The following is a 24,811-nucleotide window of genomic DNA, read 5'->3' on the forward strand; positions in this document are numbered from 1 at the left end:
TGTATGGAAAAAGAGAGAACTTATTTCAAATGCTGCCGGCGTTTGAAATAAATTGGCTGAACGGCCATAAATCTTACTTAGCGAGCAGAAAAAGAGCTTAGACGAGCATAAATTTCAGTGGCATAAATGTCGCTGTCATTCAGTGCATGATTGAGCAGAAGCTCCAAACCAAGGCAGAATTTTAAAAAAAGACACAACCTATATGTAATAACTCTGAAAATAGCCTTTTTCTAGCTCCCTTGCAAATTTGGTCTAATAAATAGCATTTCAAACGCTCATTTCAATGAGCTGCACGAGCATACTCTCCGCAAAATGTGTTTCACTATCCGATCGAGAGCTCTAACTCTCCAGAATCGGCATTTTACTATCCGCGCGCGCCATTCCCCCATTGTGTCTTTCCAGAAACTTTAGTAAGATATGACCTGTTACCTTCATTAGGAGGTAGAACAAGGTTAGGAGGAAGTCGATTGCTTTCAAATAGTGTAACGATGGTGTTAATCATCTTGCTCATCAATATTGTTTATGTATCATTTTTTACGATACGCATGATTTTGACGTTAAAGGGTCAGCGGTATTTAGCGGCTTTTATCAGTACGATTGAGGTTGTTATTTATGTTATTGGCCTTGGGCTGGTGCTCGATAATTTAAATGAGATTCAGAACTTGATTGCTTATGCTGTTGGTTATGGCATTGGTGTTGTTGTAGGGATGAAGATTGAAGAGAAGCTTGCTCTCGGGTATATTACAGTTAATGTGATTTCAACAGAGAGTGACAAGGATTTACCGGCGATTTTAAGAGACCGCGGATATGGTGTGACAGACTGGATGGCGAACGGGCGCGAGGGCGATCGATTAGCGATGCAGATTCTGACGCCGCGCAGGTATGAGCTGAATTTATATGCTGCGATTAAAGAGCTTGATCCGAAGGCGTTTATTATTGCTTTTGAACCAAAAACCATACACGGCGGTTTCTGGGTGAAGGCTGTAAGAAGGAGCAAGATTGAGGTATGACGGATAAACCTAAAAAGCGAAAGTTTGAAGTGCTTGAGGGCGAGACGATTGACAGCTGTCTTTCCCGCATGCAAAAAGAAGGATACATGCCTGTAAGAAGAATGGAAGAGCCCATCTTTAAAGAAGAGAAGGTAAATGGTGCTATTGAAGTGGTACCTTATGGTAAAAAGATTGTTTTTGAAGGAAAACTGATCTAAATACGAACATTTTTGTCCCGATAAACATTATTGTTCGATTTTGCGTTGACAACTTCTCAAGTGTGCTGTTATGATAAACATGGATATGAAAACGAATGTATTTTACCTCATATAAAGTCGGGAATATGGCCCGAAAGTTTCTACCCGATAACCGTAAATTATTGGACTATGAGGGAAAGTAATTTTCAGCCTGTCATGGAACGGCTTTCTTTAAAAATGTTCTGATGCCCGGTTTGTGTTGCTTTCTCTTATAGAGAAGCGATGCATGCTGGGCTTTTTTTATGGATAAAAAAGGTGGGATATAGAATGGAAGCAGCGGTTGGGATTATTATGGGAAGCACGTCTGACTGGGAAACGATGAAGCACGCGTGCGAGATTTTAGATGAGCTGCAGGTGCCTTACGAGAAAAAAGTCGTTTCGGCGCATCGTACACCTGATTATATGTTTGAATACGCAGAAGATGCTAGAAATAGAGGGTTAAAGGTTATTATTGCAGGTGCAGGCGGTGCAGCGCATTTGCCTGGCATGGTTGCAGCGAAGACAACGCTTCCTGTTATCGGAGTGCCTGTTCAGTCAAAAGCGCTGAATGGCATGGACTCCCTGTTGTCAATTGTTCAAATGCCCGGAGGTGTTCCGGTTGCAACGGTTGCGATTGGAAAAGCCGGAGCGGTAAACGCGGGGCTGCTTGCTGCACAAATCTTATCGATTACAAATGGTGAGATTGCAGAAGCACTGGAAACAAGACGTGAACGAACGAAAAAAAACGTGCTGGAAAGCAGTGATGAGCTTGTCTAACAAAACGATCTTGCCAGGTTCTACAATTGGAATTATCGGCGGCGGACAGCTTGGCAGAATGATGACGGCGGCTGCCAAAAGCATGGGATATGATGTGGCTGTTTTAGATCCGACCCCGAACTCACCGTGCGGACAGCTTGCAGACTATGAAATTACAGCTTCATACAATGATTTATCAGCAATAAAGAAGCTTGCTGAACTTAGTGATGTGATAACTTACGAGTTTGAAAACATAGATTACGAGGCTTTAAAATGGATTGAAGAGAATGCACACCTGCCTCAAGGTTCTGTCCTTCTCGCTTTAACTCAAGATCGCGAGACAGAGAAAAAGGCGATTACAGACGCAGGCTGCAAAGTTGCAGACTACAGGATTGTCAAAACGGCAGAAGAACTTTCCGCTGCTGTGCAAGAACTTCGGTATCCGTGTGTTTTGAAAACATGCAGAGGTGGCTACGATGGTAAAGGGCAGGCTGTAATCAGGCAGGAAAGCGATATACCTGAAGCTGCAAAGCTTTTAAACAGCGGTACATGTATTTTGGAAAAGTGGGTATCTTTTGAAAAAGAAATCTCGGTGATTGTTGCCAGAAACTCTGATGGAGAGATCAGCTCCTTTCCAATTGCAGAAAATATCCATGTAAACAATATCCTTCATCAAAGCATAGTGCCTGCAAGAATACAGGAAGAGGTTGCCGAAGAAGCAAGAAAACAGGCAGACCTGCTTGCAAAGGCGTTTAGCCTGGTCGGGACGCTTGCTGTTGAAATGTTTGTGACAGAAGACGGTGAAGTATTTATAAACGAGCTTGCTCCTAGGCCCCACAATTCCGGTCATTACACGATTGATCTTTGCGAGACGGACCAATTTGAGCAGCACATAAGAGCTGTATGCAATTTGCCGCTTGGAAAGCCGGCACTTCTGCATCCTGGGCTGATGGTCAACGTTTTAGGCGAACATATGCCGCTTGTTTTAAATAATCTTTCGTTATTCCGCGAAGGTAAGATATACTTGTACGGTAAAAAAGAGGCGAAGCACAGACGGAAAATGGGGCACGTCACTTTTTTAACAGAGACAATTGATCAGACAGAAACAGAGATCAACAAACTATGGGCTCAACAATAGAACGGAGGATTTATCAATGATTGAACGCTACACAAGACCTGAAATGGGTGCAATTTGGACGGAAGAAAACCGTTTTAAAGCTTGGCTTGAGGTTGAAATACTTGCATGTGAGGCATGGGCTGAGCTTGGGCACATCCCAAAGGAAGACGTAAAGCTGCTTCGTCAAAACGCTTCATTTGATATTAACCGCATCAAAGAGATCGAAGAAGAAACACGCCACGACGTGGTTGCTTTTACAAGAGCGGTTTCTGAAACGCTTGGAGACGAAAGAAAATGGGTGCATTACGGCTTAACTTCTACAGACGTAGTTGATACAGCTCTTTCTTATCTTTTAAAACAGGCTAACGATATTCTCTTAAAAGACATTGAAAACTTTGTTGAGATCTTAAAAAACAAAGCGATTGAACACAAATACACAGTCATGATGGGCCGTACACATGGAGTACACGCTGAGCCGACGACGTTTGGCCTTAAGCTTGGCCTGTGGTACGAGGAAATGAAACGCAACTTAGAGCGCTTCAAGCGTTCAGCAGAAGGCATTGAATTCGGAAAAATGTCCGGCGCAGTTGGTACATATGCAAACATCGATCCATTTGTTGAAGCATATGTGTGTGAAAAATTAGGCTTGCAGGCAGCTCCAATCTCCACTCAGACATTGCAGCGCGACCGTCACGCAGATTATATGAGCACACTTGCATTAATCGCAACGTCGATTGAGAAATTCGCAACAGAGGTTCGCGGTCTTCAAAAGAGTGAAACACGCGAGGTTGAGGAATTCTTTGCAAAAGGTCAAAAAGGATCATCAGCAATGCCTCACAAACGCAACCCGATCGGTTCTGAAAACATGACAGGTCTTGCAAGAGTCATCCGCGGATATATGATGACAGCTTACGAAAATGTGCCTCTATGGCATGAGCGCGACATCTCACACTCATCTGCAGAGCGAATCATTCTGCCGGATGCAACCATTGCATTAAACTACATGCTGAACCGTTTCGGCAACATCGTGAAGAACTTGACGGTTTTCCCTGAAAACATGAAGCGCAATATGGACCGCACGCTTGGCCTTATCTACTCACAGCGCGTTCTTCTTGCCTTGATTGATTCCGGTATGACACGTGAGCAGGCTTACGATATCGTGCAGCCAAAAGCGATGGAAGCATGGGAAAAACAAGTGCCATTCCGCAGCCTGGTAGAAGCGGATGGAACAATCACGGACCGTCTATCAAGTGAACTGATTGATGACTGCTTTGATTACAACTACCACTTAAAAGGTGTAGATACGATTTTTGACCGTTTAGGTCTATAAGCTGAATCAAAAAAACAATGAGGTAAATATTTTATTTGCCTCTTTTTTAAAGAAACACTGCGGTGTCCGGCTTCATCGCCCAACTCCTCGGCCAGAACGGCTCCGCCAGAAAAGGCAAAAAGCGCCTTTCCTGTCGGATCCTTATCTGTCTGTCGGAGCTAACCGGGCGATTCCGCACTTCGATATTTCCCAATATTCTGTCGTTAACAGGAGGATTTTCATGACTATTGAAAAGTTGAACCTGCTTTATGAAGGCAAGGCGAAGCAAATTTACCGCACAAATGAAGATGCTGTTTTACTAGTTTCATATAAAAACTCTGCAACAGCCTTCAATGGTGAGAAGAAAGCTGAAATCGAAGGAAAAGGCCGTTTGAATAATGAAATCTCGACGCTGCTGTTTGAAAAGCTGGCTGAGAACGGCATTGAAAGTCATTTCATCAAAAGGCTTTCCCAAACGGAGCAGCTTGTCAAAGAGGTTTCGATTGTACCGCTTGAGGTCGTAGTCCGCAACATCATGGCAGGAAGCCTCTCAAAGCGACTTGGAATTGAGGAAGGAACACCGCTTAAAACTCCAATTGTAGAATTCTATTATAAAAATGATGATCTGGGTGACCCTCTTATCACGGAAGATCACATTGAACTTCTTGAAGCTGCAACGAAAGAGCAAGTACAGGAGCTGAAGGAAGCGGCATTAAAAGTGAATCAGGTTTTGATCAGCCATTTCAAAGACTGCGGCATCCGCCTGGTGGACTTCAAATTAGAATTTGGTTTAACAAAGGATGGCACGCTGCTTTTAGCAGATGAGATTTCGCCTGATACGTGCCGGTTATGGGACGAAAAAACGAATGAAAAGTTTGATAAAGATGTTTTCCGCCGTGATATCGGCAGCTTAACAGATGCATACTCAGAAATTTTAAATCGTTTAGGAGGAGAAACAGCATGTACAAAGTAAAGGTATTCGTTACACTCAGAGAAAGCGTTCTTGATCCACAGGGAAGCGCGGTACAGCACGCATTGCACAGCATGAATTACAAAGAGGTTAACGATGTTCGGATCGGAAAGTACATGGAGCTTACGATTGAAAAGACTGAGCGTGACCTGGACGCAACGGTTCGTGAAATGTGCGAAAAGCTGCTTGCAAATACAGTCATTGAAGACTACCGCTATGAGGTGGAGGAGGTTGTCGCACAGTGAAATTCGCCGTCATCGTTTTTCCGGGATCAAACTGTGATATCGATATGTTCCACGCTGTCAAAGATGAGCTTGGAGAAGAAGCAGAGTACGTTTGGCATGATGAAACAGATCTAAGCCGTTTTGACGGCATTCTACTTCCAGGGGGATTCTCATACGGAGATTACCTCCGTTCCGGCGCGATTGCACGTTTTGCAAATGTCATGAAGGAAGTTGTTAAAGCTGCTGAAGCGGGCAAGCCGGTTCTTGGCGTCTGCAACGGATTTCAGATTTTACTTGAAGCAGGTCTATTGCCTGGTGCGATGAAACGGAATGAAAACTTGAAATTCATGTGCCGTCCGACAAAGCTTATCGTTCAAAATGAAAAAACAATGTTTACCTCTGCCTATGAAAAAGAGCAGGCCATCTCTGTTCCAATCGCACATGGTGAAGGAAACTACTATTGTGATGAGCTGACTTTAGAAAGATTAAGAGAAAACAATCAAATTGTCTTCACATATGAAAACAATCCAAATGGAAGTTTGGAAGATATCGCGGGAATCGTCAATGAGCGCGGTAATGTTCTTGGAATGATGCCGCATCCGGAACGTGCAGTTGATGCACTGCTAGGAAGCGCGGACGGACTGAACCTATTTAAATCGATCGTGAAAAACTGGAGGGAATCTCATGTCACTACTGCTTGAACCAACACAGCAAATGATTAAAGAAGAGAAAATCTACCGTCAAATGGGCGTTAGTGATGATGAGTTTTCAATGATTGAAACGATTATGGGACGCCTGCCGAATTATACAGAGCTCGGCATTTTCTCTGTCATGTGGTCAGAGCACTGCAGCTACAAAAATTCCAAGCCCGTTTTAAAGAAGTTCCCAACTACAGGCGAGCATGTTCTTCAAGGACCTGGCGAAGGTGCCGGGATCGTTGATATTGGAGACGAGCAGGCAGTTGTGTTTAAAATCGAAAGCCATAATCACCCTTCCGCGATTGAACCTTATCAAGGGGCAGCAACAGGCGTAGGCGGAATCATCCGTGATGTCTTTTCAATGGGTGCGCGTCCTATTGCTCTATTAAACTCTCTGCGCTTCGGGGAATTAACATCCCCTCGCGTTCGTTATTTGTTTGAAGAAGTTGTAGCAGGGATTGCAGGCTACGGAAACTGCATCGGTATTCCTACAGTCGGAGGAGAAATTCAGTTTGATCCTTCTTATGATGGAAATCCGCTTGTAAATGCGATGTGCGTCGGCTTAATCAACCATGAAGATATTAAAAAAGGTGTAGCAAAAGGAATCGGCAATACCGTGATGTATGTGGGCGCTAAAACAGGCCGCGACGGCATTCACGGCGCTACATTTGCATCAGAAGAACTGACAGATGCATCAGATGAAAAACGCCCTGCTGTTCAAGTAGGCGATCCGTTTATGGAAAAGCTTTTGCTTGAAGCTTGTCTAGAGGTTATAAAATGCGATGCTCTTGTTGGCATTCAGGACATGGGAGCAGCCGGACTTACAAGCTCGACTGCTGAAATGGCGAGCAAAGCAGGTTCAGGCATCGAGATGAATTTAGATTTAGTACCGCAGCGTGAAGCAGGAATGACACCTTATGAAATGATGCTCTCAGAATCACAGGAGCGGATGGTATTAGTCGTTGAACGGGGCCGTGAAAAAGAAATCACCGACATTTTTGACAAATATGAGCTTGAAGCAAAAGCAATCGGGGTTGTAACAGATGATAAAATGCTGCGTCTTCTCCATAAAGGCGAGGTTGTTGTAGAAATTCCGGTTGATGCATTGGCAGAAGAAGCACCCGTCTATCACAAGCCATCTGCTGAGCCGGCTTATTACAAAGAGTTTCAGGAGATGGAAGCAATCACGCCTGAAGTGGGCGACTTGAAAGAAACACTGATGAACCTCTTAAAACAGCCGACAATTGCGAGCAAAGAATGGGTTTATGATCAATATGACTACATGGTCCGCACAAATACGGTTGTAGCGCCTGGCTCTGATGCAGCGGTTCTCCGTATTCGCGATACAAATAAAGCACTTGCGATGACAACAGACTGCAACTCAAGATATCTTTACCTCGATCCTGAGGTTGGCGGAATGATTGCCGTTGCTGAAGCAGCACGCAATATCGTCTGCTCAGGCGGAAGACCTCTTGCAGTGACAGACTGTCTGAACTTTGGGAATCCTGAAAAGCCTGAGATCTTCTGGCAAATCGAAAAAGCAGCTGATGGCATGAGTGAAGCGTGCCGCGTGCTGAATTCACCGGTAATTGGAGGAAACGTATCGCTTTATAATGAAACAAACGGAACAGCTGTTTATCCGACACCTGTTATCGGGATGGTTGGACTTATTGAAGATACAAAATACATTACAACACAGTCCTTCAAAGCAGCAGGCGACCTGATCTACTTGATCGGAGAGACGAAAGCTGAATTTGGCGGCAGCGAGCTGCAAAAAATGGTTCACGGCAAGATTTTCGGCAAAGCACCTGAAATGGATCTAAGAGTTGAAGCAGAGCGCCAGGCGCAATTATCTGCAGCCATTCGCGCAGGAGTAGTAGCCTCTGCCCATGACGTTGCAGAAGGCGGCTTGGCAGTAGCAGCTGCAGAAAGCACATTCGGCACGAACGGACTTGGTGCAAGCATTACAGTAAATGGCGAAGCAGTTGCGGCGCTGTTCAGTGAAACACAGTCCCGCTTTATCGTGACAGTTAAGCCTGAACACCAGACAGCTTTTGAAGAAATGACAGATGCTGCATTAATCGGAAGTGTCACAGAAGATGCAGCCTTCACTGTGAAGAATGAAACAGGCGAAATCATCATTCAATCTAAGGTAAGCGCGCTTGAAACAGCTTGGAGAGGGGCGATTCCATGCTTGCTGAAATCAGAGGATTAAACGAAGAGTGCGGAGTGTTCGGAATTTGGGGACACTCTGAGGCACCGCAAGTCACATATTACGGCTTGCATAGTCTTCAGCACCGCGGGCAAGAAGGTGCGGGGATTGTTTCAACGGACGGGAAGAAGCTGACTTGTGTAAAAGGGCAGGGCCTGATCACAGAAGTATTCAGCGGCGGCCGTCTGAATGATATTAAAGGAAAAGGAGCCATCGGCCACGTTCGCTATGCGACGGCTGGAGGAGGCGGTTTTGAAAATGTTCAGCCGCTTCTTTTCCGTTCTGAAAGCGGCGGCCTGGCTCTTGCCCATAACGGGAACTTAGTGAATGCAAACGGGCTGAAACATCAGCTTGAAAATCAGGGAAGTATTTTTCAATCAACATCAGACACAGAAGTGCTTGCTCACTTAATTAAGAGAAGCGGATACTTCTCAATGAAGGATAAAATTAAAAATGCGCTGACGATGATCAAAGGAGCGTATGCTTTCTTAATCATGACGGAAACGGAAATGATGGTTGCGCTGGATCCGAACGGTCTTCGCCCATTATCAATCGGCATGCTTGGCGACTCTTATGTTGTCGCATCTGAAACGTGTGCTTTTGACATTATCGGTGCTGAATATCTTCGTGAGGTTGAACCTGGAGAGCTGTTAATCATTAACGATGACGGCTTGCATTCAGAGCGCTTCTCCATGAACGTCAACCGCGCGATCTGCAGCATGGAATATATTTATTTTTCAAGACCTGACAGCAACATCGACGGCATTAATGTTCATACAGCGCGCAAAAACCTTGGGAAACGCATGGCAGTTGAAGCTCCGTTTGAAGCAGATGTTGTCACAGGTGTGCCGGATTCAAGTATTTCAGCAGCGATTGGCTATGCAGAAGCATCCGGTATTCCGTATGAGCTTGGATTGATCAAAAACCGTTATGTCGGCAGAACGTTTATCCAGCCTTCACAGTCTCTGAGAGAGCAGGGCGTGAAAATGAAGCTGTCTGCCGTACGGGGCGTTGTTGAAGGCAAGCGGGTTGTCATGGTGGATGATTCCATTGTGCGCGGAACAACTAGCCGCAGAATCGTTAACATGCTGAGAGAAGCGGGAGCAACGGAAGTGCATGTCTGCATTACGTCACCGCCTATCAACAATCCATGCTTCTACGGAATTGATACATCATCAACGGAAGAATTGATTGCAGCGAGCCACTCAGTGGAAGAGATCCGCGAAATAATTGGTGCTGACACGCTGACTTTCCTAAGTGTAGAAGGGCTGCTTGAAGGAATTGGACGCCCTTATGAAGGAGAACGCCGCGGTCAATGTTTAGCTTGTTTTACAGGAAAATATCCGACTGAAATTTATCCAGATACAGAATTGCCTCATGAAAAGGAAGAAGTAATGACGAAATAAGAGCGGGGGAATGTGTGATGTCAAACGCATACAAGCAGGCAGGCGTTGATATAGAAGCTGGCTATGAAGCCGTTTCGCGAATGAAAAAGCATGTAGCTAAAACAATGAGAAAAGGCGTTATGGGAAGCCTCGGCGGATTTGGCGGCATGTTCGATCTTTCAGAGCTGAATTACAAACAGCCGGTCCTCGTATCGGGCACAGATGGAGTAGGCACAAAGCTCAAGCTTGCCTTCCTTATGGATCAGCATGATACGATTGGTGTAGATGCAGTCGCGATGTGTGTGAATGATATTCTTGCACAGGGCGCAGAGCCATTGTTCTTCCTTGATTATTTGGCGCTTGGAAAAGCAGAGCCTGTCAAAATCGAGCAGATCGTCAAAGGAGTAGCAGACGGCTGTGAGCAGTCAGGCTGTGCTTTGGTAGGCGGAGAAACAGCTGAAATGCCCGGTCTATATGACGGGGACGAATATGATATCGCAGGCTTTGCGGTTGGCGCTGTCGAAAAAGAAGAGATTGTTACAGGCGAGAATATCCGTGCAGGTCACGTCTTAATCGGACTTTCCTCAAGCGGACTGCACAGCAACGGTTTTTCATTAGTACGCAAGATTTTGCTTGAAGATCACGGACTTTCATTAAAAGAGCAAGTTGCACCTCTTCAGCACTCACTTGGTGAGGAATTGCTGCGTCCGACTAAGATTTATGTGAAGCCGGTATTAGAAGTATTGAAGAAGTATAAGGTAGATGGCATGGCCCACATTACGGGCGGCGGATTTATTGAAAACATTCCGAGAATGCTGCCTGAAGGCTTAGGGGCAGAAATCGATTATGGCTCATGGCCGATTCCTCCTGTCTTTGATTTGCTGCAGGAAAAAGGGGCGCTCAGCCAAGAAGAAATGTTTAACATCTTTAACATGGGCGTCGGCTTTGTTTTAGCGGTTGAATACAAGCAGATGCACAATGTCATCAATGAAATCGAAAAGCACGGAGAGAAGGCTTATATCATCGGACGTGTGAAGGAAGGCCAGGGCGTCACATTTGGCGGAGGCTCTCTCTCATGATGAAGATCGCAGTATTTGCTTCTGGAACGGGCTCTAATTTTCAGGCTATACTGGATGAAGTGAAGAGCGGAGGACTGGCAGCGGAAATTGCGCTTCTTGTTTGCGACCGGCCGGGAGCAAAAGTCGTCGAACGCGCTGAGAAAACAAACATCCCTGTCTTCGAGTTTTCACCGAAGGAATTTAAAAACAAGGAAGCATTCGAAACGATTATCCTGAATCAATTGAAGCAGTATAACGTTTCCTATGTGGTGCTTGCGGGATATATGAGACTCATTGGAGAAACGCTGCTTACCGCTTATCCAAAGAATATCATCAATCTGCATCCATCCTTGCTGCCGTCCTTTCCAGGCAAGGATGCCATCGGCCAGGCCTTTCATGCAGGAGTGAAAGTAACAGGAATTACGATTCACTTTGTAGATGCAGGCATGGATACGGGCCCTATAATTGCTCAGAAAGCACTCGAAGTAGAAGAGTCCGACACGCTTGAGTCCTTATCTGCTAAGATCCACAAGCTTGAGCACGCATACTATCCGCACGTACTAAATACCCTTTTCCAAAAAAGAGAGTTAGAGGTGTAAAGAATGACAATCAAACGCGCACTTGTCAGTGTTTCAAATAAAGAAGGCATCATTCCTTTTGTTAAAGAGCTAGTGGAACAAGGAATTGAAGTCATTTCAACAGGCGGAACGAGCAGCCTGCTTCAGCAAAACGGCGTCAAAGTAACAGGAATCTCAGAGGTAACGGGTTTCCCTGAAATCATGGACGGCCGCGTCAAAACACTCCATCCAAATATCCACGGCGGCTTGCTCGCTGTCCGCAGCAACCCTGATCACATGAAGCAGCTTGAAGAAAACAGTATTTTGCCGATTGATCTAGTAGTCGTGAATCTTTATCCATTTAAAGAAACGATCTCCAAGCAGGACGTGACATTTGAAGATGCGATCGAAAATATCGATATCGGCGGTCCGACGATGCTTCGTTCAGCAGCAAAAAATCATCAGGATGTTGCCGTAGTTGTAGATCCTGCTGACTATGCTGAAGTACTTGAGCAGATCAAGAGCGAGAAGGAAGTTACCCTTGCAACAAAGCAAAAACTTGCTGCAAAAGTATTCCGCCATACCGCTTCTTATGACGCGCTCATCGCAGAATATTTAACGAATGCTGTTGGCGAGGAAGACCCTGAGACAGTGACGTATACGTTCGAGAAAAAACAATCACTGCGCTATGGTGAAAATCCTCACCAAAATGCTACTTTTTATAAAAAGCCTTTGGCAAGCAATGTTTCGATTGCTGAAGCTGTACAGGTTCACGGCAAAGAACTTTCATACAACAATATTAAAGATGCAGATGCTGCTCTTCAAATCGTAAGAGAATTCAAGCAGCCGGCAGCTGTTGCTGTCAAACATATGAATCCATGCGGCGTCGGAACAGGCGAAACGATTTTCGAAGCGTTCACGCGCGCATATGAAGCAGATCCGACTTCGATTTTCGGCGGTATTATCGCTTTAAATCATGAAGTGGACAAAGAAACTGCTCATAAATTACATGAAATCTTCCTTGAGATTGTCATTGCTCCTTCTTTTGATGAAGAAGCTTTAGCTATTTTAACATCTAAGAAAAACTTAAGACTTCTTACATTAGATGTGTTGGGTGCAGAAAAACAGGATCAGCAAATCACTTCGATTCATGGTGGTCTGCTTGTACAGGATGAGGACACGCTTTCTTTTGACGATGCAAAAATTACGATCCCTACAAAGCGCGAACCAACTGAACAGGAGTGGGAAGACTTAAAGCTTGCATGGAAAGTCGTGAAACATGTGAAATCAAACGCAATCGTGCTAACGAAAAATCAGATGACAGTCGGCGTTGGAGCGGGTCAGATGAACCGTGTCGGTGCGGCGAAAATTGCGATTGAACAGGCAGGTGCACTTGCTGAAGGAAGCGCAATGGGGTCTGATGCATTTTTCCCAATGAACGATACAGTTGAAGCAGCTGCAAAAGCGGGCGTAACAGCAATCATTCAGCCTGGCGGATCGATTAAGGATGAAGATTCCATCCAAAAAGCAGATGAATACGGCATTACGATGGTATTTACAGGAGTTAGACACTTTAAACATTAATCTAGTGAGGTGCTGGTAACGATGAACATTCTAATCATTGGCCGCGGAGGCCGTGAACATGCAATCGCCTGGAAGGCATCACAGAGTAAGCTTGCCCGGAAAGTGTTTGTTGCTCCAGGGAACGATGGAATGAGCAGCGTTGCCGAGCTTATAGCAATCGATGAGCAAAATACAGAGGAGCTCGTTGCTTTTGCAAAAGAAAACGAGGTTGGGCTTACAATCGTAGGTCCTGAGGTTCCGCTCCTGAATGGCGTCGTCAATGCGTTTCAAGAAGCGGGACTGAGGGTTTTCGGTCCAACAAAGGAAGCTGCCCTCATTGAAGGCAGCAAGAAGTTCGCCAAGGAATTAATGATGAAAAATAACATTCCGACTGGAGCGTATCAATCGTTTACTTCTTTTGAAGAAGCGAAGCAATACGTGCTGGAACAAGGAGCTCCTATCGTCATCAAAGCAGATGGACTGGCTGCCGGAAAAGGGGTAACCGTCGCGATGACAGTAGAAGAAGCAATCGACTGTCTGCGTGATTTTCTTGAGGATGCTAAATTCGGGGAGGCAAGCAGCTCCGTTGTCATCGAAGAATTCTTAGATGGCGAGGAATTTTCCTTAATGGCTTTTGTCCACGGCGAGGCTGTTTATCCAATGGTGATCGCTCAGGATCATAAACGTGCATACGATCATGATGAAGGCCCGAATACAGGCGGAATGGGCGCTTACTCCCCAGTACCCCAAATTTCAGATGCTGTTGTGCAGGAAGCTGTTGAAACAGTGTTAAAACCGGCGTCTGTTGGCATGATTGCGAATGGCACTCCATTTACGGGGATTTTATATGCAGGATTGATTTTAACGAAGGAAGGCCCAAAGGTCATTGAATTTAACGCGCGCTTTGGCGACCCGGAAACACAGGTTGTACTGCCGCGCTTAGAATCAGACTTGATTGAAATTCTGCTTGCTATTTTAGATGGAAAAGAAGCAGATCTAAAATGGCGCAAAGAAGCGGTAATTGGAGTTGTTCTTGCTTCAAACGGCTATCCGAATGAATACAAAAAAGGCGAAGCAATCGGCACGCTTCGTACAAGCTTTGAGCAAGGTGCGCTTTTCCACGCGGGGACAAAGAAAAACGGCAATGAATTTGTTGCAGATGGCGGACGGGTTTTAGCTGTGATTGCCTACGGCAGTGATTTACTTGAAGCGCAGACTCAAGTATATGAGTACGTTTCTGAAGTAGCTTGTCCTGCCTTGTTCTACCGCAAGGACATCGGTGCAAAGGCAACTAAACACGTTTTTTCTTAACATAGACAAACATTAAGGCAACAATACTGCCGATAAGCAAAGCAAGCACGAATGTCATATCGGTTAAATACTCCATGATCATGATGTTCACCTCTTAGCAGACTCTCCTGATGGCAGGAGAGTCTTGTTTTTTATGAAGATTGGTACTGACCAGCCTGCGCTAAACGAGCGATTCCGCATTTCTGTATTGTCCGGCTCCATCGCCCAACTCCTCGGTCAGAACGGCTTCGCCAGTAAAGGCAAAAAGCGCCTTTTCTGTCGAAGCCTTTTCTGCCTGTCGGAGCTAACCGGGCGATTCCGCACTTCTATGAAGGATTATAAGTCTTATCCTCAAACTCCAAATCCTCTTTCCGGTATTCCTGATACATAAACACCATCGGGCAGAATCTGAGGATGCCTTCTCCAACTTTCATCGCACCAAGCAGCATCATGAGCAGCAGAGAATCCTTCCAAGGTTTTTTCGAATATTTTGCTGATGCCCACGATAGTAAAAACAGTCCGATTGTAATCCGGATCAGTCCGTTTACAATGCCGATGTTCGGTTTCATAATAAGTTCCTCCTCTTTTTGAAAATACAGTAAATCTTTACTGCGTTAAACGGTTACATATGTTAACATATAAGATAAGAAATTTAGGGAGGGTCTGAAATGCCCCAGTCACAGGCACAATGGAAAGTCCGGCAAATCAGAAATCACATACAAGCGGCATCAGGCCATAAGCCTCCAGCTCTTGTTTTGAAAAATGGGATGTACTTGAACTCTTATCTGAAGCAATGGATCAAAGCCAACATCTGGATCTCAGGTGACCGGATTGTTTATATTGGCGATAAGCTTCCTGCCGAAGGACAACCTGAGATCATCGATTGCGAAGATCGTTTTATTGTACCTGGATATATTGAGCCTCATGCTCACCCATTTCAACTTTATAATCCCCATTCTTTCGGGAAGTATGTGTCACAGTTCGGTACAACGACACTTATATGCGACAACTTATTTTTGCTTTTTCAGTCCGATAAAAAGAAAGCGCTTACTTTAATTCGCGAATTAAACGAGCTTCCTTTGCAGTATTTGTGGTGGAGCCGTTTCGATCTTCAGACTGAGGTCGCTAATGAGCACGAATATTTATCTCTCGATTTTATGAAAAAATGGATGGAACATGAATATGTTATTCAAGGCGGAGAATTAACGGGGTGGCCAAAGCTGCTCTCAGATGATGATTTGATGCTGTCATGGATGGTCGAGATGAAAGGAAAGGGAAAGCGAATAGAAGGACATTTTCCCGGTGCTTCAGCAAACACACTGAACAAAATGAAATTATTCGGGGCCGACTGCGATCACGAAGCGATGACAGGAGATGATGTGTTAGAGCGGTTAAAACTCGGCTATACTGTTTCACTCAGACATTCCTCGATCCGGCCTGATTTACCGCAGCTGCTTAATGGCATTCGTGAAAAAGAAATTCGCCACTATGATCATTTCTTTTTCACTACTGACGGAGCAACACCGCATTTTTATAAAGACGGCATGATGGATTCGATGATAAAAATGGCCATTGAGCACGATATCCCGGTAATAGATGCTTATCATATGGCTAGCTTTAATCCGGCCAGGTATTACCGGATGGAAGATGTAACAGGTGCAGTAGCCCCAGGGCGTTTGGCGAATCTGAATATTTTGGAATCACCCGATAATCCAACTCCAGCTGCTGTGCTGTCAAAAGGTAAGTGGCTGAGAAAAGACGGATTGCCGGCTGAAGGCTTCGGAGATTTTAATTGGACTAAATCCGGATACGGAAAAATGAAGATCGAATGGTCCTTGTCTTATGATGACCTGCAGTTTTCAATGCCGCTGGGCCTTAAAATGAAGAATGATGTCATCATGGAACCTTACAGCATTACCATCGACAATTCATTTGACGAACTCGGCAGCCATCACGATGAGTCCTTTCTTGCATTAATTGATAAGAAAGGAAAATGGCGGATCAACACCATGCTGAAAGGATTTGCTTCATCACTCGGAGGTCTTGCCAGTTCTTATTCAACAACAGGCGATATCATTTTAATCGGGAAAAGCAAGCATGATATGATCACAGCATTTAATAGGATGAAGGAGCTCGGAGGCGGCATTGTCCTTGCAGAAAAAGGGGAGGTTCTCCATGAAATACCCCTGGAGATTTGCGGAGGAGCGTCTGCTGAAGAGTTTAGTGCAGTTGTTCAAAAAGAGGAAAGGTTTAAGCAGCTCCTGAAAGATAGAGGATATAACTTTGGCGATGCGGTTTATTCCCTCTTTTTCCTGTCGTCGACTCATTTGCCGTATATCAGGATCACTCCTGTGGGCATCTATGATGTGCTTAAAAAAATAATACTCTTTCCATCGATAATGCGTTAAAATATAAAAGTAAGCAGAAGGTGTCAATCGTGAAAAACAACATGATGAAAATGCAGCGGCTGTTCATGGCATTGCTCCTGTTCGCCATGTGTACGGCTTGTAAGCAAGAAGAAAACAGCCATCCAAAAGCAGATGCTGTAAAAGAGGACGAAACATCTGCGCCTATTGTGGAGAAAAACATCTATCCATTAACAGGTTTGCCCTCTGATGAGAAAGTGGAACAGCGTGCCTTTGCAGTGATGATCAATAATCATCCGGCAGCGCGTCCACAGTCTGGACTTCATCAGGCTGATCTTGTATATGAGGTTTTATCAGAAGGAAATATCACCAGATTCCTTGCTGTTTACCAGAGCAATCAGCCTGCAGTAATCGGTCCTGTCAGAAGCGCAAGAGAATATTATGTAGACTTGAGCACCGGCTATGATGCAGTTTTTATTAGCCACGGCTGGAGTCCGCAGGCTAAAGAGACGCTTGAAAAGGGAAAACATGATTACTTGAATGGCTTGTTTTATGATGGCACGCTCTTTTGGAGAGCCGCATTCAGAAAACCGCCGCACAATTCTTATATCTCTGCTGAAAATATAGAAGAAGGCGCAGATCTGAACGGAATGAACCTGTCGAAGCAGCCAAAACCGCTGCCGTTTACTGGTGCAAAAGCAGCGCCTAAAGGTGATTCCGGTTTAGAAGCCATTGTCCGCTACGACCAGTCAGATGTGTGGAATTCAGACTATAAATACGACAAACAAACAGAGAAGTACTTACGATATAGCAACAATGAACAAACGAAAGACCTGGAAACAGGAGAAGCTATTGCTGTCGATAATTTATTTATCGCAGAAATGAAGCATCAAACGATTGACGACTATGGAAGAAGAGCGATTGATTTAACATCCGGAGGCAAAGGGATCCTGCTGCAAAAAGGCGTCAGCCGCCAAGTGGAATGGCGCAATATCGACGGACGAATCCTGCCTTATTTAAACGGAGAACCAGTCGGATTTGTACCGGGTAAAACATGGATTAATATAGTGCCTGCTCTAGAAAATCACGTTTCACTCCACTAATTTTCATAAAAGGAGAATGAAGATGCAAATTGAAAAATTACGGGGAAAAGAACTCGACCAATTATTTGAATCTGTTTTATCATTAAAAAACCTGGAAGAATGCTATCGATTCTTTGATGACCTTTGCACAGTGAACGAAATCCAATCACTTGCACAGCGCCTTGAAGTAGCACGCATGCTGCGCGAAGGTTTCACATATCATAAGATCGAAACCGAAACAGGTGCAAGCACAGCAACCATCTCACGCGTAAAGCGCTGCCTGAACTATGGCAACGATGCCTATACAATGGCGCTTGAACGCATTCAAACACAGGAAACAAAGGAATCTTAATACAAGAGGCTGGGACAAAAGGTTTTCAGCCAAAGAAAAATCCGAACTATTAAGTGAAATTCCAACTTGAATTTCGTTTTATAGTTCGGATTTTTTTTTGGCTCTTTTCATAAATATTGTTGCTGCAGGACTAAATGTTAGAAACCTTAAGTGGATTGCAGCGGAAGGAACTTGACTCCTGCGGGACATAGAGCAAAATGGGAGACCCCACAGGCAACGCCGAGGAGGCTCCCATGCTCCCCGCGGAAAGCAAGTTCCTCTCGCTGCAAGGAACGGACACATTTATCATGAAAAACAACAATCTATGCGAAAATAGCCCTATCTTTTAAAGGTTTTCGCACTATTCAATGTTCGGCTTTCATTCAGGAGATAATCGTTACGTCCCAGCCTCTTTGTTTTTATTCGAAACATTCATTTGTGGCGGCTCTTCAAACCATCCATTTTCAATCATCAGTTTAATCCCGTCATTTGCATAGAAGTAAATATCCTTGGCGATTAAAGCAGTTTTCAGAGATATATCGCTTCGTAAACTGAAAATCGATCCGAAGCTGCTCCCTACAAGACCAAAGCCGTTTAACAGATAGATGCAAAACATCATCAGCTTATGAGAGAACGGGGCGACTGTGGAAGAAGTGACGGTCCCTCCTGAACCTGCAGAGAATTGCACATCACTGTCCATAAGAAGTTCTTCAAACAGTTCAATCTGTTTTTTGGCAAGCTTTTTTCCTTTTGAAAAATACCTCTTAACCGCTTTGTCCGTTGAACACTGCGCAAAACCTGATATCAGCTGCATGCCGATGTTGTTTGTTTCAATGCCATGATGAAGATAACCAATTTCAATATCATTTAAGGCGCGGTTATTTTTAAAAAAAGAGAAACCGCTCAGGTAGTTTTTATCTTCAATAAACTCAGTGGTCTTTGGCTTTTCAACGATCGGAGGAAGCGTTAGGATGCCTTTATCCAGGAGATAATGAGTAGATAGCTTATACACCTTATGAGTCACCGTTGTCAGTCCTTCATAGATGGACATAACATCTTCACGGTAAGCCATATTCATATTGAGTGTATACATCCCCATGCTCACCTCTTTTAAAATGCGGAGCAGCATGATGTCAAAGCCATTATCAAAAAGCTTCGGAGCCTCCGGGTTTACATCCTCTTTTGTAAAACCTCTTGGTATAACGACTCCCTCACCTTCAAAAATGCCTTCTATTTTGATGACAAAATGATTGAGCTCCTGCCACAAGCCTCCCATAATGTTTTTTGCCTGCTGATCTTCTGATTTTTCCATGAAATACTCTAATATTCTTAAAATCATTGTTTTTTCCTGATATGTAAGCCACAATGTACCAAGCTCAGACGAACAAATTGGATTCTTAAAATTCAATGCGATCCCTCCATAGGAGTAGTATCTACATTGTGAATTTGAATAATGAGGATTTCTATTGGCGCGTTACAGAGGCTATGACACCCTGAAACAAGGAAAATCTTGCTGCCGAAAAAATGTATAATGCCTTAAAACACCCCAAACCCCGATTCCGTGAACAGATTGTCAAAACCTTCATAGCACCTGTCCGTTTTTTGCAGGGCGTTAATTTGATATAATGTTTCAGGTGGAACCCGATTGTTAGGAGGAAAGACCATGTACGACGTTACCGAGTGGAAACATGTTTTCAAACTCGATCCAGATAAAGAGATAAGCGATGAAAATCTAGAAATAATATGTGAATCCGGAACAGATGCGATCATCGTCGGCGGAAGCGATAATGTGACGATGGATAATGTGTTAAACTTAATGTCCCGAATCAGAAGATACCTTGTACCTTGTGTGCTTGAGGTGTCTGAAATTGAGTCGATTATACCGGGATTTGATTTGTATTTTATCCCGTCGGTTATGAACAGCACGAACACGAAATGGGTAATGGGACTGCATCATGAAGCTGTAAAAGAATATGGCGAGATCATGAGCTGGGATGAGCTGATTGTAGAAGGCTATTGTATTTTAAACGGTGACTGCAAAGCGGCGAAACTTACAGAAGCGAATGCGGAGCTGACAGCAGATGATGTCATGGCGTATGCCCGAATGGCTGAAAACATGTTTCATATGCCGATCTTTTATTTAGAATACAGCGGAACTTACGGAGACGTAAATGTGGTACAGGCTGCAAGCTCTGTCTTATCCTCTACCAAACTCTTTTACGGCGGAGGCATTGAAACGCCTGAACAGGCAGCTGAAATGGCTGAATATGCGGATGTTGTGGTTATCGGCAATGTCATCTACGATGATTTTGGATCAGCTTTGAAAACAGTAAAAGCAGTAAAACCTTAATTGCAAATTACTCAGTACATGAGATAAAATAAGAACATATGTTTGATACAAGGTGGTGTCCGGAACGTGCAATTTTTAACAGATCAATTATTGAATGGTTTAAACGATATGCAAAAAGAAGCGGTCAAGGCAACAGATGGACCGCTCTTAATAATGGCCGGAGCAGGAAGCGGCAAGACAAGTGTGCTCACAAGAAGAATTGCCTATTTAATGGTGGAAAAGGGCGTAGCGCCTTGGAATATTCTAGCCATTACTTTTACAAATAAAGCGGCACGCGAGATGAAAGAAAGAATCGGAAAGCTGCTCGGACCAGGTGCGGATGATATTTGGATTTCGACGTTTCACTCCATGTGTGTCCGTATTTTAAGAAGAGATATCGACCGGATTGGAATCAGCAGAAACTTCTCGATTCTCGATACGACTGACCAGCTTTCTGTCATTAAATCGATTCTCAAAGATCGCAATATCGATCCAAAGAAGTTTGATCCCCGCAGTATTTTAGGAAGCATCAGCGGAGCGAAAAATGAACTGATCACACCTGAAGAGTTTGAAAAAACAGCGGGCGGCATGTATGAACAGGTTGCAAGCGATGTTTACAAGGATTATCAAAAAGCTGCTGAAAAACCAGTCGCTTGATTTTGATGATTTAATCATGACAACGATTCAGCTGTTTCAGCGTGTTCCTGAAGTGCTTGAATTCTACCAGCGCAAATTTCAGTTTATCCATGTGGATGAGTACCAGGATACGAATAAGGCGCAATACCTATTGGTTAAAATGCTTGCATCACGTTTTCAGAATCTATGTGTTGTCGGTGATTCCGATCAGTCGATTTATCGCTGGCGCGGTGCGGATATCGCGAACATTCTTTCTTTTGAAAAAGACTACCCGACTGCGAGCGTGATTTTGCTTGAGCAGAATTACCGTTCCACACAGCGTATCCTTGAAGCGGCAAACGGAGTTATTAAAAACAACATGAACCGCAAAGCGAAAAATCTTTGGACTCAAAATGATGAGGGCCAGAAGATCAACTATTACCGCGCTGACAGTGAATCAGCCGAGGGACAGTTCGTAGCGGGGAAAATCAATCAGCTTGTCTCTTCAGAAGGAAGAAAGCTGTCTGATTTTGCGATTCTCTACCGCACGAATGCCCAGTCCCGTGTAATCGAGGAAATCCTCCTCAAATCAAACATCAATTACACCATTGTCGGCGGGATTAAGTTCTACGACAGAAAAGAAATTAAAGATATCCTGGCATACTTAAGATTAATTGCCAATCCTGACGATGATATCAGCTTAGCGCGTGTTATTAATACACCAAAGCGCGGTGTAGGCGCCACCTCAGTCGATAAAATAGCCCAGTATGCGCTCGACAATGATTTATCTCTGTTCGGTGCGATCGAACAAATCGAATTTACAGGCGTAAGTGCGCGTGTTGTCAGTGCGATGGTTGATTTCCGCGAGCTTGTGCGCAATCTGACAAACATGCAGGATTACCTGTCTGTCACTGAGCTTGCAGAGGAAGTCATTGAAAAGACAGGCTACCGCGACATGCTGAAAACGGAAAAAACGATCGAAGCACAAAGCCGTCTTGAGAACATTGATGAGTTTTTATCTGTTACGCAAAACTTCGAGAAAAACAGTGAAGATAAAAGCTTAGTAGCCTTTTTAACTGATTTGGCTTTAGTTGCTGATATTGATAAATTAGATGAAGATGAGGAAGCCTCTAAAGAAGCCGTTGTGCTGATGACTCTCCACTCTGCGAAAGGACTGGAGTTCCCGGTTGTTTTCTTGATGGGTGTCGAGGAAGGCGTATTCCCTCACAGCCGTTCTCTTATGGAAGAAGCGGAGATGGAAGAAGAGCGCCGTCTTGCTTATGTCGGCATTACCCGCGCCGAAAAAGAACTGTACATTACGAATGCTAAAATGAGAACTCTTTTCGGACGTACAAACATGAATCCTGAATCCCGTTTTATCTCAGAGATTCCGTCTGAACTGCTGGAGAATCTAAATGAAGTGAAAAAGAGCACATCTCCATTTGCTGCGAAATCCCGGCCGGAAAGACGCCCTCAGGTTAACAGACCGATGGCGGCTTCAACAGGCGGAGACGAAATTGCCTGGTCTGTCGGCAATAAAGCAGAGCATAAAAAGTGGGGGATTGGCACAGTTGTCAGTGTGAAAGGCGAAGGAGAAGGCAAAGAGCTTGATATTGCGTTCCCAAGCCCTGTCGGCATTAAACGCCTGCTTGCCAAGTTTGCTCCGATTCAAAAAGTGTAGATCGTTAAAGGAAAGGAATGGACCCTGGATGGATATGAATGCAGCCAAACAACGCGCAGAAACTCTGCATGACTTATTAAATAAATACAACTATGAATATCATGTTCTTGATAAACCGACTGTGCCTGACTCTGAGTATGATCAGCTTCTTCATGAATTGATTGAGATTGAAGAAACGTATCCTGAGCTGAAGACACCAGATTCCCCAACGCAGCGTGTCGGCGGCAATATCCTTGAAGGATTTAAAAAGGTGCAGCATAAGAAACCGATGCTAAGCCTTGGAAATGCCTTCAATGAGCAGGATATCAGAGATTTTGACCGCCGCGTGAGACAGGCAGTCGGCGATGATGTTCAGTATATGGTTGAACTGAAAATTGATGGACTTGCCGTGTCTCTCACTTACGAAAACGGTGCATTCGTCCGAGGTGCAACGCGCGGGGACGGCACAACAGGCGAAGATATCACCGAAAACTTAAAAACAATCCGGTCCATTCCGCTTAAATTAAAGAAAAACCTTTCAATTGAAGTGCGCGGCGAAGCCTACATGCCAAAATCATCTTTTGAAAAATTAAACGAAACAAGAATTCAGCTCGAAGAAGAGCCGTTTGCCAACCCCCGCAACGCGGCTGCAGGCTCCCTTCGCCAGCTTGATCCTAAAATTGCGGCGAAACGAAATCTGAATATTTTCGTCTATAGTATTGCAGACCTTGGTGAAGAAACTGGAGCGGCCACTCAAAGTGCAGGACTTGATGCTCTCGAGGAGCTTGGGTTTAAAACGAATACAGAGCGCCGCAGATGTGATTCAATTGACGAAGTAATTACGCTGATTGAATCCCTTCAGGAAAAAAGAGCTAATCTGCCATATGAAATTGACGGCATCGTGATCAAAGTAGATTCGATTGAACAGCAGGAGGAACTTGGTTTTACAGCCAAAAGCCCGCGCTGGGCAGTTGCCTATAAGTTTCCTGCAGAAGAAGTGATGACGAAGCTGCTTGATATCGAATTAACGGTTGGACGCACTGGTGTCATTACACCAACTGCACTACTTGAGCCTGTCCGTGTTGCTGGTACAACAGTAAAACGCGCTTCTCTTCATAATGAAGATCTCATTCGTGAAAAAGACATTCGTCTTGGAGACTACGTTGTCATCAAAAAAGCTGGGGATATTATTCCTGAGGTTGTAAATGTTTTACTCGAGCACCGCACAGGCGACGAGCAAGAGTTCAAAATGCCGACGCATTGTCCTGAATGTGAAAGCGAGCTTGTCCGGATTGAAGGCGAAGTTGCACTTAGATGCATCAATCCTAAGTGCCCGGCGCAGATTCGCGAGGGATTAATTCATTTTGTATCTAGAAATGCGATGAACATCGATGGTCTTGGTGAGCGGGTTATTGCCCAGCTTTTCAAAGAAAACCTGATTAAGGATGTTGCCGATCTTTACAAATTGACCCGTGAGCAGCTGCTCGAGCTTGAACGGATGGGTGAGAAATCAGTGGACAACCTGCTTCAGGCGATTGAAAACTCAAAAGAAAGCTCACTTGAGAGATTGCTGTTCGGTCTTGGCATCCGTTTTATCGGCGCAAAGGCAGCAAAGACGCTTGCGCAGCATTTTGAGACAATGGAACGATTGCAAACAGCCTCAAGAGATGAGATTATTGCGGTCAATGAAATTGGCGATAAGATGGCGGATGCCGTCGTGACTTATTTTGAACAGCCTGAGATGAATGAGCTGATTTCCGAGCTGAAATCATGCGGAGTCAATATGGCTTACTTAGGGCCAAAGCTAGTAAAAGCAGAGGAATCAGATTCCTTCTTTGCAGGCAAAACGGTCGTTTTAACCGGGAAACTAGTAGAGCTTTCGCGAAACGAAGCAAAAGACCAAATCGAAGCGCTGGGCGGCAAGGTAGCCGGAAGCGTCAGCAAAAAAACAGATTTAGTCGTTGCCGGGGAAGATGCGGGAAGCAAGCTTTCAAAAGCTCAAGAGTTAAACATCGACATTTGGGATGAGACGAAACTGCTTGAGGAACTAAGAAAATAAGAGGT

At 44.5% G+C, this 24,811-nt stretch carries 23 protein-coding genes, 1 pseudogene and 1 riboswitch; of the genes and pseudogenes, 21 read left to right on the forward strand and 3 right to left on the reverse strand.

Translation table 11 applies throughout. From position 1 onward, the window contains the following. The first annotated feature begins 467 nt into the window (after positions 1-467). The 14 genes from AC3ISE_RS01795 to purD all read left to right on the forward strand — a co-directional run bounded on the left by AC3ISE_RS01795 (position 468) and on the right by purD (position 14,385). On the forward strand, positions 468-1,010 hold the full coding sequence (locus AC3ISE_RS01795) for a DUF2179 domain-containing protein (protein WP_309193566.1): 543 nt from the start codon (positions 468-470) through the stop codon (positions 1,008-1,010). Next, on the forward strand, positions 1,007-1,207 hold the full coding sequence (locus AC3ISE_RS01800) for an NETI motif-containing protein (protein WP_191556470.1): 201 nt from the start codon (positions 1,007-1,009) through the stop codon (positions 1,205-1,207). Before AC3ISE_RS01795 ends, AC3ISE_RS01800 begins: the two co-directional genes overlap by 4 nt. 87 nt (positions 1,208-1,294) lie before the next feature. Continuing rightward, a riboswitch (purine riboswitch) is annotated at positions 1,295-1,396 on the forward strand. Between the two features lie 117 nt (positions 1,397-1,513). After that, positions 1,514-2,002, forward strand: coding sequence for a 5-(carboxyamino)imidazole ribonucleotide mutase (gene purE / locus AC3ISE_RS01805; protein ID WP_489222815.1), 489 nt, complete (start codon positions 1,514-1,516; stop codon positions 2,000-2,002). After that, the gene (purK, locus tag AC3ISE_RS01810) at positions 1,920-3,119 is read left to right on the forward strand and encodes a 5-(carboxyamino)imidazole ribonucleotide synthase (protein ID WP_489224234.1); all 1,200 of its coding nucleotides are present in this window, start codon (positions 1,920-1,922) and stop codon (positions 3,117-3,119) included. The genes purE and purK overlap by 83 nt, the downstream gene beginning before the upstream one ends. A 16-nt stretch (positions 3,120-3,135) precedes the next feature. Continuing rightward, positions 3,136-4,428 (forward strand): adenylosuccinate lyase, encoded by a 1,293-nt coding sequence (gene purB / locus AC3ISE_RS01815; RefSeq protein WP_070875308.1) that lies wholly within the window; start codon positions 3,136-3,138, stop codon positions 4,426-4,428. A gap of 226 nt (positions 4,429-4,654) precedes the next feature. Continuing rightward, on the forward strand, positions 4,655-5,380 hold the full coding sequence (purC, locus tag AC3ISE_RS01820) for a phosphoribosylaminoimidazolesuccinocarboxamide synthase (protein WP_489224235.1): 726 nt from the start codon (positions 4,655-4,657) through the stop codon (positions 5,378-5,380). After that, positions 5,368-5,622 (forward strand): phosphoribosylformylglycinamidine synthase subunit PurS, encoded by a 255-nt coding sequence (gene purS / locus AC3ISE_RS01825; protein ID WP_070875309.1) that lies wholly within the window; start codon positions 5,368-5,370, stop codon positions 5,620-5,622. The genes purC and purS overlap by 13 nt, the downstream gene beginning before the upstream one ends. Continuing rightward, on the forward strand, positions 5,619-6,302 hold the full coding sequence (gene purQ, locus AC3ISE_RS01830) for a phosphoribosylformylglycinamidine synthase subunit PurQ (protein WP_133313369.1): 684 nt from the start codon (positions 5,619-5,621) through the stop codon (positions 6,300-6,302). Before purS ends, purQ begins: the two co-directional genes overlap by 4 nt. Further along, entirely contained in the window at positions 6,286-8,514 is a 2,229-nt protein-coding gene (gene purL / locus AC3ISE_RS01835; protein ID WP_489222816.1) for a phosphoribosylformylglycinamidine synthase subunit PurL, read from the forward strand. The genes purQ and purL overlap by 17 nt, the downstream gene beginning before the upstream one ends. Beyond that, positions 8,490-9,917, forward strand: a complete 1,428-nt coding sequence (gene purF, locus AC3ISE_RS01840; RefSeq protein ID WP_489222817.1) for an amidophosphoribosyltransferase — start codon at positions 8,490-8,492, stop codon at positions 9,915-9,917. The genes purL and purF overlap by 25 nt, the downstream gene beginning before the upstream one ends. Before the next feature lie 17 nt (positions 9,918-9,934). Then, positions 9,935-10,975: a phosphoribosylformylglycinamidine cyclo-ligase gene (gene purM / locus AC3ISE_RS01845; RefSeq protein ID WP_430008864.1), complete on the forward strand. Its 1,041-nt coding sequence runs from the start codon at positions 9,935-9,937 to the stop codon at positions 10,973-10,975. Beyond that, entirely contained in the window at positions 10,972-11,553 is a 582-nt protein-coding gene (gene purN, locus AC3ISE_RS01850) for a phosphoribosylglycinamide formyltransferase (RefSeq protein WP_489222818.1), read from the forward strand. The genes purM and purN overlap by 4 nt, the downstream gene beginning before the upstream one ends. A 3-nt stretch (positions 11,554-11,556) precedes the next feature. Next, the gene (purH, locus tag AC3ISE_RS01855) at positions 11,557-13,095 is read left to right on the forward strand and encodes a bifunctional phosphoribosylaminoimidazolecarboxamide formyltransferase/IMP cyclohydrolase (RefSeq protein ID WP_489222819.1); all 1,539 of its coding nucleotides are present in this window, start codon (positions 11,557-11,559) and stop codon (positions 13,093-13,095) included. Between the two features lie 21 nt (positions 13,096-13,116). Continuing rightward, the gene (gene purD / locus AC3ISE_RS01860; protein WP_489222820.1) at positions 13,117-14,385 is read left to right on the forward strand and encodes a phosphoribosylamine--glycine ligase; all 1,269 of its coding nucleotides are present in this window, start codon (positions 13,117-13,119) and stop codon (positions 14,383-14,385) included. On the opposite strand, the gene AC3ISE_RS01865 is transcribed toward purD, so the two are convergent. Then, positions 14,366-14,467, reverse strand: a complete 102-nt coding sequence (locus AC3ISE_RS01865) for an EYxxD motif small membrane protein (RefSeq protein ID WP_346265498.1) — start codon at positions 14,465-14,467, stop codon at positions 14,366-14,368. The two genes, purD and AC3ISE_RS01865, sit on opposite strands and share 20 nt — an antisense overlap. 223 nt (positions 14,468-14,690) lie before the next feature. Beyond that, entirely contained in the window at positions 14,691-14,933 is a 243-nt protein-coding gene (locus AC3ISE_RS01870; RefSeq protein ID WP_070879475.1) for a YgaP family membrane protein, read from the reverse strand. A 99-nt stretch (positions 14,934-15,032) separates the two neighbouring features. Here AC3ISE_RS01870 and AC3ISE_RS01875 point away from each other — a divergent pair, with 99 nt between their 5' ends. Genes AC3ISE_RS01875 through AC3ISE_RS01885 form a run of 3 tightly spaced genes read left to right on the forward strand, consistent with a single transcriptional unit; the run spans position 15,033 to position 18,164 of the window. Continuing rightward, a complete protein-coding gene (locus AC3ISE_RS01875; RefSeq protein WP_489222821.1) occupies positions 15,033-16,772 on the forward strand; it encodes an adenine deaminase C-terminal domain-containing protein in 1,740 nt (579 codons plus the stop codon). 41 nt (positions 16,773-16,813) lie between these two features. Next, positions 16,814-17,833 carry a DUF3048 domain-containing protein gene (locus tag AC3ISE_RS01880; protein ID WP_489224236.1) on the forward strand — a complete coding sequence of 340 codons (1,020 nt, stop codon included), beginning with the start codon at positions 16,814-16,816 and terminating at the stop codon, positions 17,831-17,833. A gap of 22 nt (positions 17,834-17,855) precedes the next feature. After that, entirely contained in the window at positions 17,856-18,164 is a 309-nt protein-coding gene (locus AC3ISE_RS01885; RefSeq protein ID WP_070879478.1) for a YerC/YecD family TrpR-related protein, read from the forward strand. Positions 18,165-18,540: 376 nt separating this feature from the next. Here the strand turns inward: AC3ISE_RS01885 and AC3ISE_RS01890 are convergent, their stop codons facing one another. Next, complete coding sequence (locus AC3ISE_RS01890; protein ID WP_489222822.1) at positions 18,541-19,551, reverse strand: DUF3231 family protein; 1,011 nt, start codon at positions 19,549-19,551, stop codon at positions 18,541-18,543. Positions 19,552-19,806: 255 nt separating this feature from the next. On the opposite strand from AC3ISE_RS01890, the gene pcrB reads away from it, so the two are divergent. The 4 genes and pseudogenes from pcrB (at position 19,807) to ligA (ending at position 24,806) form a co-directional block, all read left to right on the forward strand. Then, positions 19,807-20,493, forward strand: coding sequence for a heptaprenylglyceryl phosphate synthase (pcrB, locus tag AC3ISE_RS01895; protein WP_489222823.1), 687 nt, complete (start codon positions 19,807-19,809; stop codon positions 20,491-20,493). 153 nt (positions 20,494-20,646) lie between these two features. Beyond that, positions 20,647-21,322: pseudogene (locus tag AC3ISE_RS01900) on the forward strand (UvrD-helicase domain-containing protein); the annotation flags it as partial. Positions 21,323-21,391: 69 nt separating this feature from the next. Next, positions 21,392-22,768: a 3'-5' exonuclease gene (locus tag AC3ISE_RS01905; RefSeq protein ID WP_489224237.1), complete on the forward strand. Its 1,377-nt coding sequence runs from the start codon at positions 21,392-21,394 to the stop codon at positions 22,766-22,768. A 28-nt stretch (positions 22,769-22,796) separates the two neighbouring features. Continuing rightward, the gene (gene ligA / locus AC3ISE_RS01910) at positions 22,797-24,806 is read left to right on the forward strand and encodes an NAD-dependent DNA ligase LigA (protein WP_489222824.1); all 2,010 of its coding nucleotides are present in this window, start codon (positions 22,797-22,799) and stop codon (positions 24,804-24,806) included. Positions 24,807-24,811 lie beyond the last annotated feature (5 nt).

It is taken from the genome of Metabacillus sp. KH_069 (assembly GCF_057838075.1).

Bases quoted from the DNA above. Each gene is read 5' to 3' on its own strand.
- purE (WP_489222815.1), top strand. From the start codon at position 1,514: ATGGAAGCAGCGGTTGGGATTATTATGGGAAGCACGTCTGACTGGGAA.
- ligA (WP_489222824.1), top strand. From the start codon at position 22,797: ATGGATATGAATGCAGCCAAACAACGCGCAGAAACTCTGCATGACTTA.
- purH (WP_489222819.1), top strand. From the start codon at position 11,557: ATGACAATCAAACGCGCACTTGTCAGTGTTTCAAATAAAGAAGGCATC.
- AC3ISE_RS01865 (WP_346265498.1), bottom strand. From the start codon at position 14,467: ATGATCATGGAGTATTTAACCGATATGACATTCGTGCTTGCTTTGCTT.
- AC3ISE_RS01885 (WP_070879478.1), top strand. From the start codon at position 17,856: ATGCAAATTGAAAAATTACGGGGAAAAGAACTCGACCAATTATTTGAA.
- purK (WP_489224234.1), top strand. From the start codon at position 1,920: ATGGTGAGATTGCAGAAGCACTGGAAACAAGACGTGAACGAACGAAAA.
- purB (WP_070875308.1), top strand. From the start codon at position 3,136: ATGATTGAACGCTACACAAGACCTGAAATGGGTGCAATTTGGACGGAA.
- purD (WP_489222820.1), top strand. From the start codon at position 13,117: ATGAACATTCTAATCATTGGCCGCGGAGGCCGTGAACATGCAATCGCC.
- purF (WP_489222817.1), top strand. From the start codon at position 8,490: ATGCTTGCTGAAATCAGAGGATTAAACGAAGAGTGCGGAGTGTTCGGA.
- purS (WP_070875309.1), top strand. From the start codon at position 5,368: ATGTACAAAGTAAAGGTATTCGTTACACTCAGAGAAAGCGTTCTTGAT.
- pcrB (WP_489222823.1), top strand. From the start codon at position 19,807: ATGTACGACGTTACCGAGTGGAAACATGTTTTCAAACTCGATCCAGAT.
- AC3ISE_RS01880 (WP_489224236.1), top strand. From the start codon at position 16,814: ATGATGAAAATGCAGCGGCTGTTCATGGCATTGCTCCTGTTCGCCATG.
- purM (WP_430008864.1), top strand. From the start codon at position 9,935: ATGTCAAACGCATACAAGCAGGCAGGCGTTGATATAGAAGCTGGCTAT.
- AC3ISE_RS01800 (WP_191556470.1), top strand. From the start codon at position 1,007: ATGACGGATAAACCTAAAAAGCGAAAGTTTGAAGTGCTTGAGGGCGAG.
- purL (WP_489222816.1), top strand. From the start codon at position 6,286: ATGTCACTACTGCTTGAACCAACACAGCAAATGATTAAAGAAGAGAAA.
- AC3ISE_RS01875 (WP_489222821.1), top strand. From the start codon at position 15,033: ATGCCCCAGTCACAGGCACAATGGAAAGTCCGGCAAATCAGAAATCAC.
- purN (WP_489222818.1), top strand. From the start codon at position 10,972: ATGATGAAGATCGCAGTATTTGCTTCTGGAACGGGCTCTAATTTTCAG.
- AC3ISE_RS01870 (WP_070879475.1), bottom strand. From the start codon at position 14,933: ATGAAACCGAACATCGGCATTGTAAACGGACTGATCCGGATTACAATC.